Source organism: Frankia sp. Cppng1_Ct_nod, from assembly GCF_920656135.1.
Classification (GTDB): Bacteria; Actinomycetota; Actinomycetes; order Frankiales; family Frankiaceae; genus Protofrankia; species Protofrankia meridionalis.
Genome location: NZ_CAKKTK010000035.1, coordinates 1 through 7,885, shown reverse-complemented (window position 1 = coordinate 7,885; position 7,885 = coordinate 1). Strand labels below are relative to the sequence as shown.

The 7,885-nt window shown below is 68.4% G+C and carries 5 protein-coding genes; 1 reads left to right on the top strand and 4 read right to left on the bottom strand.

Going from position 1 to position 7,885, the window contains the following annotated elements:
- Window positions 1–389 precede the first annotated feature (389 nt).
- Window positions 390–764: a cupin domain-containing protein gene (locus tag NBW77_RS12030; RefSeq protein WP_131747208.1), complete on the top strand. Its 375-nt coding sequence runs from the start codon at window positions 390–392 to the stop codon at window positions 762–764.
- A gap of 622 nt (window positions 765–1,386) precedes the next feature.
- Here the strand turns inward: NBW77_RS12030 and NBW77_RS12025 are convergent.
- From NBW77_RS12025 to gltB, 4 genes are all read right to left on the bottom strand, one after another.
- Entirely contained in the window at window positions 1,387–1,602 is a 216-nt protein-coding gene (locus NBW77_RS12025; RefSeq protein WP_250279704.1) for a DUF6343 family protein, read from the bottom strand.
- A gap of 35 nt (window positions 1,603–1,637) precedes the next feature.
- Window positions 1,638–2,900 carry a serine--tRNA ligase gene (gene serS, locus NBW77_RS12020; RefSeq protein ID WP_131747209.1) on the bottom strand — a complete coding sequence of 421 codons (1,263 nt, stop codon included), beginning with the start codon at window positions 2,898–2,900 and terminating at the stop codon, window positions 1,638–1,640.
- A 97-nt stretch (window positions 2,901–2,997) separates the two neighbouring features.
- A complete protein-coding gene (locus tag NBW77_RS12015; protein WP_250279703.1) occupies window positions 2,998–4,440 on the bottom strand; it encodes a glutamate synthase subunit beta in 1,443 nt (480 codons plus the stop codon).
- Between the two features lie 63 nt (window positions 4,441–4,503).
- On the bottom strand, window positions 4,504–7,885 hold a 3,382-nt coding region (gene gltB / locus NBW77_RS12010; RefSeq protein WP_250279702.1), incomplete at its 5' end, for a glutamate synthase large subunit.

The window sequence follows — 7,885 nt, the reverse complement described above, 5'->3', positions numbered from 1 at the left end:
AGACGTCCCAACGCCACCACCAATGATCGACCGTGTGGAGTCACGAGCAGAACAGGGTTGAAACCCAACAATCGTCGTGAACCGTACAACCCTAACGCGGAAAGTGAGCATCCAGCCACCCTGACGTAGGCCTAGCGCGACCGGTGCGCCCCGCGGAACACGAGCGGACGCCACTCGGAGCGGCCCGCGAGCAGGAGTAGGTGGTTTCCGTCATCCGGGCGACTGTTTCCACCTACAGAGACGCTTCCCGCTACAGAGACGCTTCCCGACACCCGGGCGGGATCCACACGAACCACACGAGGGTCCTACACCCCTAGTTGCCGGGAACGTACCAACCGCTTACGTTGAAAGACGGCGTACGACCCGGAAGGGTCAGGAGGTGAACTGCCGTGGCGACCATTCAGGTCAAGAACATCGGCAAGCCGGACGAGCGACGCGACTTCCCACACGGGCATGTCGAGGCCATCCGGATCGAGGGGCATGAACTGGACCGGGCCGTATTCGAACCCGGCTGGCGCTGGTCGGAGTCGGTGCGACCGACCGCCGGCACCGAATCCTGCGAATTCGAGCACTACGCCTATGTCGACTCCGGCCGGATGCACATCCGGCAGAACGACGGAGGCGAGGCGGAGATCGGTCCAGGAGACGTCACGCTCATTCCAGCGGGCCACGACGCCTGGGTGGTCGGGGACGAGCCATGCGTGATGCTCGACCTCGTCGGCGCCGCCGGTTATGCGCGGCTCGCAACCGAGGGCACGCTCTGAACAGCCATCATCCACAGTGACACCGCTCTACGGAGATCTCGAAACAGGTAGATCTCGAAACGGGAAGCGGCATCACCCCGGCCCCGCCTGCGGTGTTGACCTGCCGGATCTCCGGCCATGGCCCGGCATGGACGAGACGGCAACCTGCGATGGCTACTGTCAAGCACGCGAGAATCACATGCCAGCTCCTGATGATCCGCGGAAGCCTCCGAACGGGATCGACAAACGCCGCTCTCCTTCGAACGGCACAGCTCGTGGTACCCGAGGACGCGACGAGACCTACGGGAAGCCCGTCGCCTGGATCAATGTTTCTTCTTCGCCAACCGGCGCTGCCGGAGCCCACGAATCTCTCCGCACAGTGCTGCGCTATATAGGTGCTGACATTGTCGACGCCGCATGCGCCCACATACCCGTGCCACGGCAGGCGGTCCATGCCGACGGGTTCATCCCGACCCGGCGCTCCGCACGAAGATCGCGAATGCCCTGGCGGCCCTGGCCGAACGCTCGAGGAGAAGCGGCGATATTGCCCAGCCGGAGGCGTAGGTGGTTTCCGTCGCTATCACGATGGTTTCCACCTACAGCCGACGGAGGTTCACCTACAGCCGACGGGGGTTCACCGACATCATGGTCGGCGGCCGCGCATCCGCCGGACGATCACGACGAGATCGACCACCGCGGTCAGAGCGACCACGCCGAGTCCGACGGCGGGCACCGGCTTTCCCTGGACCGCGAAATAGGCACCGGTGCCCGCGCAGAACAGGAGTCCGAACAGGGCGAGCGCAAGACGCAGGCCGAGTGCGCTGCGTGCCGGCGGATAGCCGCCGGGGCCACCGTCCACACAAGCCCCCTGGCCTGGGATCCCCTGATCCCGGGTCAGATCAGTTCCCGGTCACCGAGGTAGGGCCGCAGCACCTTGGGAACGCGGATGTGATGGTCCGCGGTCTGGAAGTTCTCCAGGATCGCGGCAAGCAGCCGGGGGGTCGCCACCGCCGTGTTGTTGAGGGTGTGAGCGAACCGCACCCGCCCGTCCGCGTCCTTGTAGCGGATGTTGGCCCGACGCGCCTGCCAGTCGTGCAACGTCGAGCAGCTGTGAGTCTCCCGGAAGCGCTCCAGTGACGGGAACCAGGTGTTGATGTCGTTCATCCGGAACTTGCCCAGGCCCATGTCGCCGGTGGCGCACTCCACCACCTCGTAGGCAAGGCCGAGTGACTGCAGGACCGTCTCGGCCGTGTCCAGCAGCTCGGCGTGCCAGCGGGCCGACTCCGCCCCGTCGGCCGCACAGATCACGAACTGCTCGACCTTCTCGAACTGGTGGACGCGCAGCAGCCCGCGGACGTCGCGCCCGGCACTGCCGACCTCCCGGCGGAAGCACGGCGAGATCCCGGCGTAGCGCAACGGGAGATCACGCACGGACAGCATCTCGCCCGCGTGCAGGCCGACCAGTGCGACCTCGGCGGTACCGGCGAGGAACATCCCGTCCGCCGGCAGCTCGTAGATCTCCTCCCGGTGCCCCGGCAGGAAGCCACTGCCGACCAGCGCGTCCTCCTTCACCAGGGACGGCACGCTGACCAGCCGGAAGTCTCGGTGCGCGAGCAGATCCAGCGCGTAGGAGTGCACCGCCCGCTCCAACAGGACGAGCTGGCCGGCGAGAGCGTACGCCCGCTCCCCCGAGGCGTTACGGGCCCGTTCGAACTCCACCCAGCCACGCTTCTCGGCAAGCTCCACATGATCGACCGGGGTGAAGTCGAACGTCGGGCGTTCCCCCCAGACCCGGATGACCGTGTTCGCCGACTCGTCGGCACCGACCGGCGCGCCGGCCCAGGGAATGTTCGGCGTCCGCAGCAGCAGCTCCCGTAGCCGACCGCTCGCATCCTCAAGCTGTTCCCGGGTCTCACGCAGCTGCTCGTCCAGGGCACCGGAGCGTTCCCGCAGCCGGGTCCGTTCGGCGGCGTCCGCGGCCTTGAAGCTGCCGGCCAGTTCACGCCGCTCACGCTGTGCCGTGTCCAGGGCGTGCTGTAGCGAACGCACTTCCCGGTCGAGGGTCAGGATGTCATCGACGTCGAGGTCGACCCCTTTGACTCGAGCGGCCTCCCGCACGGCGTCGGGATTCTCCCGGATGAACCGTCTGTCCAGCATCTGGCTTCGTCGCCCTCCGGCAGGATCCCTAACGCGTCGCCGAAAAGCCTACAGCGACGCGGAGCGCCCACCGACGATCACCCTGGCGACATTGCCCTCAGCGTCGGGTCGGGGTGACCGGTTCGGGCAGGTCGGTGGCGCCACGCAGGTAGCGGTCGACCGCTGCGGCGGCGGTGCGGCCCTCCGCGATCGCCCACACGATCAGGGACTGGCCCCGGCCGATATCCCCGGCGACGAACACCCCGGGCACGGAACTGACCCACCCGGCGTCCCGGGCGACATTGCCGCGGGCGTCGAAGGCGACCCCGAGCTGCTCCAGCAGGCCCGGGCGTTCCGGCCCGACAAAACCCATCGCGAGCAGGACGAGTTCGCAGGGCAGCTCGGTGTCGGTGCCCGCCACCTTCTCGAAACGACCGTCGACCATGCGGACCTCGTGCATGCGCAGCGCCCGGACCCGGCCCGCGGAGTCGCCGAGGAAACGCTCGGTGGAGACGGCGAAGACCCGCTCGCCGCCCTCCTCGTGCGCGCTCGACACCCGGTAGACCACCGGCCAGGTCGGCCACGGGTTGGCCGCGGGCCGTAGCTGCGGCGGCCGTAGCATGATCTCCAGCTGGTGCACGGACACCGCGCCCTGCCGGTGCGCGGTACCCAGGCAGTCCGCTCCGGTGTCACCGCCGCCGATGACGACCACCCGCCTGCCGGCCGCGGTGATCGACGGCTCGGTGAGGTCACCCAGCTGCACCCGGTTCGCGGGGACCAGGTACTCCATGGCGAGGTGGACGCCGTCGAGCTCCCGACCGGGCACCGGCAGGTCCCGGCCGATCGTCGAACCGCCGGCGAGCACGATCGCGTCATAGGACGCACGCAGTTCGTCCGCGGTGATGTCGACGCCGACGTTGCACGACGGCGTGAACACCGTCCCCTCGGCCCGCATCTGCGCAAGCCGACGGTCCAGGACGCGCTTTTCCATCTTGAACTCGGGGATGCCGTAGCGCAGCAGACCACCGATACGGTCGGCCCGCTCGTACACGACGACGTTGTGACCGGCGCGGGTGAGCTGCTGGGCCGCGGCGAGCCCTGCCGGGCCCGAGCCGACCACCGCCACCCGCTGGTCGGTCCGCACGGACGGCAGGACCGGCCGGACCGTGCCGTCGTCCCACGCCCGGTCAATGATCGAAACCTCGACCTGCTTGATGGTCACCGGGTCGTCCCCGATGCCCAGCACGCAGGCGGCCTCGCAGGGCGCCGGGCACAACCGTCCGGTGAACTCGGGGAAGTTGTTGGTGGCGTGCAGCCGTTCGATGGCCTCGCCCCAGTCGGCACGCCGCACCAGATCGTTCCACTCGGGGATGATGTTTCCGAGCGGGCAGCCGTTGTGGCAGAAGGGGACGCCGCAGTCCATGCACCGGGTTGCCTGGTCACGCAGCGACCCGACCGGGAACGGCTCGTAGACCTCTTTCCAGTCGGTGATGCGCACGTCGACGGGTCGGCGCACCGGCAGCTCCCGGTGGTGCCTGAGGAAGCCTGTCGGGTCAGCCATTACGCTCCTGTCGGATGATCGTGTTCGTCGTCGCGCGCTGCCTGAACCGGTCAGGCACGGGCCTCAACCACGGGTCGAGGCCATGATGAGGTCGTCGGCCGCCACGCCCTCCTCCTCCGCCTTCCTCATGGCCGCCAGCACCCGCTTGTAGTCACGCGGCATGACCTTGACGAACAGGGACTGCTCGTCCTCCCAGCCCGCCAGCAGACCAGCGGCGACCGTGGACCCGGTCTCACGGCGGTGCCGGGCGACCAGCGAGAGCAGCAACGCACGGTCGTCGTCGGCCAACGGCTCCACGTCGACCATCTCGGTGTTGATCCGCCGGAGCACCGGGTTGTACAGGTAGGCGACGCCACCGCTCATCCCGGCCGCGAAGTTGCGCCCGGTCGACCCGAGCACGACGACGGTCCCGCCGGTCATGTACTCGCATCCGTGGTCGCCGACACCTTCGACGACGGCGGTCGCACCCGAGTTCCGCACGCAGAAACGCTCCCCCACGATGCCGCGGAAGAACGCCTCACCGGCGGTGGCGCCGTAGAGCAGCACGTTGCCGGCAACGATGTTCTCCTCGGCGCACAGCGGCGCCTCCTTGGGCGGGAAGACGATGATCCGCCCACCGGACAGGCCCTTACCGGTGTAGTCGTTGGCATCGCCTTCCAGGGTGAGGGTCACCCCCCGTGGCACGAACGCGCCGAAGCTCTGCCCGGCCGAACCGGTGAACCGCAGCGAGATCGTGTCGTCGGGCAGGCCCTGCGCGCCGTAACGCCTGGTCACCTCGTAGCCGAGCATCGTGCCGACCGTCCGGTTGACGTTGCGGATCGGCATCTCCAGCCACACGGGCCGGCCGTCCTCCAACGCGCCCTCGCAGAGCTGGATGAGGGAGTTGTCCAGCGCCTTGTCCAGACCGTGGTCCTGGACGGTGGTGCAGTGACGGGCACCCCCGAAGGGCAGTTCCGGGGCGTGCAGCAACGGGGTGAGGTCGAGGCCGACGGCCTTCCAGTGGTCGACCGCCGCCCGCGCGTCCAGGATCTCGACGTGACCGACGGCCTCCTGCAGCGAACGGAAGCCGAGCGCCGCGAGGTACTCACGCACCTCCTCGGCGATGAAGGTGAAGAACGCCTCCACGAACTCGGGCCTGCCGGTGAAACGGCTGCGCAGTGCCGGGTTCTGTGTCGCCACGCCGACGGGGCAGGTGTCGAGGTGACAGACCCGCATCATCACGCAGCCGGCGACGACGAGTGGGGCGGTCGCGAACCCGAACTCCTCCGCGCCGAGCAGAGCGCCGATGAGGACGTCTCGTCCGGTCTTCATCTGGCCGTCGACCTGGACGACGATGCGGTCCCGCAGGCCGTTGAGCAGCAGCGTCTGCTGGGTCTCGGCGAGCCCGAGCTCCCACGGAGCGCCCGCGTGCTTCAACGAGGTCAGCGGGGACGCGCCGGTGCCACCGTCATGCCCGGAGATCAGCACGACGTCGGCATGGGCCTTGGACACCCCGGCGGCGACCGTACCCACCCCGACCTCGGCGACGAGTTTGACGTGCACCCGCGCCCGCGGATTGGCGTTCTTCAGGTCGTGGATGAGCTGGGCGAGGTCCTCGATCGAGTAGATGTCGTGGTGCGGCGGCGGCGAGATCAGCCCCACGCCCGCGGTGGAGTGTCGGGTCCGCGCGATCCACGGGTAGACCTTGTGCGCGGGCAGTTGGCCGCCCTCACCGGGCTTCGCGCCCTGGGCCATCTTGATCTGGATGTCGTCGGCGTTGGCGAGGAATTCGCTGGTCACACCGAAGCGGCCACTGGCGACCTGTTTGATCGACGATCGACGGAGATCACCGTTGGCGTCCGGAACGTAACGCTCGGCGTCCTCGCCGCCTTCACCGGTGTTCGACTTCGCCCCGAGGCGGTTCATCGCGATCGCAAGCGTCTCGTGCGCCTCGGCACTGATCGAACCGTAGGACATCGCGCCGGTCGCGAACCGCTTGAGAATCTCCGAGACCGGCTCGACCTGGTCGATCGGGATCGGTGGGCGCAGCCCCTCGCGCAACTCGAACAGACCGCGCAGCGTGGCGTTGCGCCGGGACAGCCCGTCGACCGCGGCGGTGTACTGCTTGAAGACCTCGTACTGGCGGCTGCGGGTGGCGTGCTGGAGCAGGAACACCGTCTCCGGGTTGAACAGGTGCACCTCGCCCTCACGGCGCCACTGGTATTCGCCGCCCAGGTCGAGGTTGCGATGGGCGAGTTCGGACGCCACCGCCGAGTACGCCTTGTAGTGCCGGGCGGCGACCTCATCGGCGATCACATCGATGCCCACGCCGTCCAGCCGAGACGGCGTTCCCGTGAAGTAGGTGTCGACCAGCTTCTGGGACAGCCCGATCGCCTCGAACGCCTGGGCGCCGGTGTAGCTTGCCACCGTCGAGATGCCCATCTTGCTCATCACCTTGAGCACGCCCTTGCCCAGTGCCTTGATGAGGTTCTTCTGGGCCTGCTCGCGGGTGATCCCGTCCAGCTCTCCGCGGTCGAGGATGTCGTCGATCGACTCGAAGGCCAGGTAGGGGTTGACCGCGGCCGCGCCGTACCCGAGAAGCAGCGCGACGTGGTGCACCTCGCGGGCGTCGCCGCACTCCACGATGAGACCGACCTTGGTGCGGGTCTTCTCCCGGATGAGGTGATGGTGGACGGCGGCGGTGAGCAGCAGCGAGGGGATCGGGGCCTTGTGCCGGTCGCAGTCACGGTCGGACAGGACGACGACGCGGGCGCCATCGGCGATCGCCTCGCTGACCCCACGGCAGATCTCCTCGAGCCTGCCGGCGAGAGCCGCGCCACCACCGCTCACGTCATACAGACCGCGTACGGTGACCGCGGCGAATCCGGGCATGTCGCCGTCGTCGTTGATTCCCACGATCTTGGCGAGCTCGGTGTTGCTGATGACCGGGAACGGCAGGTGTACCAGGCGGCACGATGCCGGTGACGGCGCGAGCAGGTTGCCCTCCGGACCGAGCGTCCGGGCGAGGCTCGTGACCATCTCCTCCCGGATGGCGTCCAGCGGAGGGTTGGTGACCTGCGCGAAGAGCTGGGTGAAGTAGTCGAAGAGCAGGCGCGGACGGCTGGACAGGACCGCGACCGGCGTGTCCGTGCCCATCGACCCGATCGGCTCGGCGCCGGCCCGGGCCATCGGCGCGACCAGGATCCTCAGTTCCTCCTCGGTGTAACCGAAGACCTGCTGGCGGCGGCGCACCGAGGAGTGACCGTAGACGACGTGCTCACGCTCGGGCAGGTCGTCCAGGGCGATCAGGCCGGCATGCAGCCACTCCTCGTAGGGCGCGGCGGCGGCAAGCTCGGATTTGATCTCTTCGTCGTCGACGATCCGCCCCTGCGCGGTGTCGATCAGGAACATCTTCCCGGGCTGGAGCCGACCCTTCTGCACAACCTTGTGGGCGGGAATGTCGAGC

Bases quoted from the DNA above. Each gene is read 5' to 3' on its own strand.
- serS (WP_131747209.1), bottom strand. From the start codon at position 2,900: ATGCTGGACAGACGGTTCATCCGGGAGAATCCCGACGCCGTGCGGGAG.
- NBW77_RS12015 (WP_250279703.1), bottom strand. From the start codon at position 4,440: ATGGCTGACCCGACAGGCTTCCTCAGGCACCACCGGGAGCTGCCGGTG.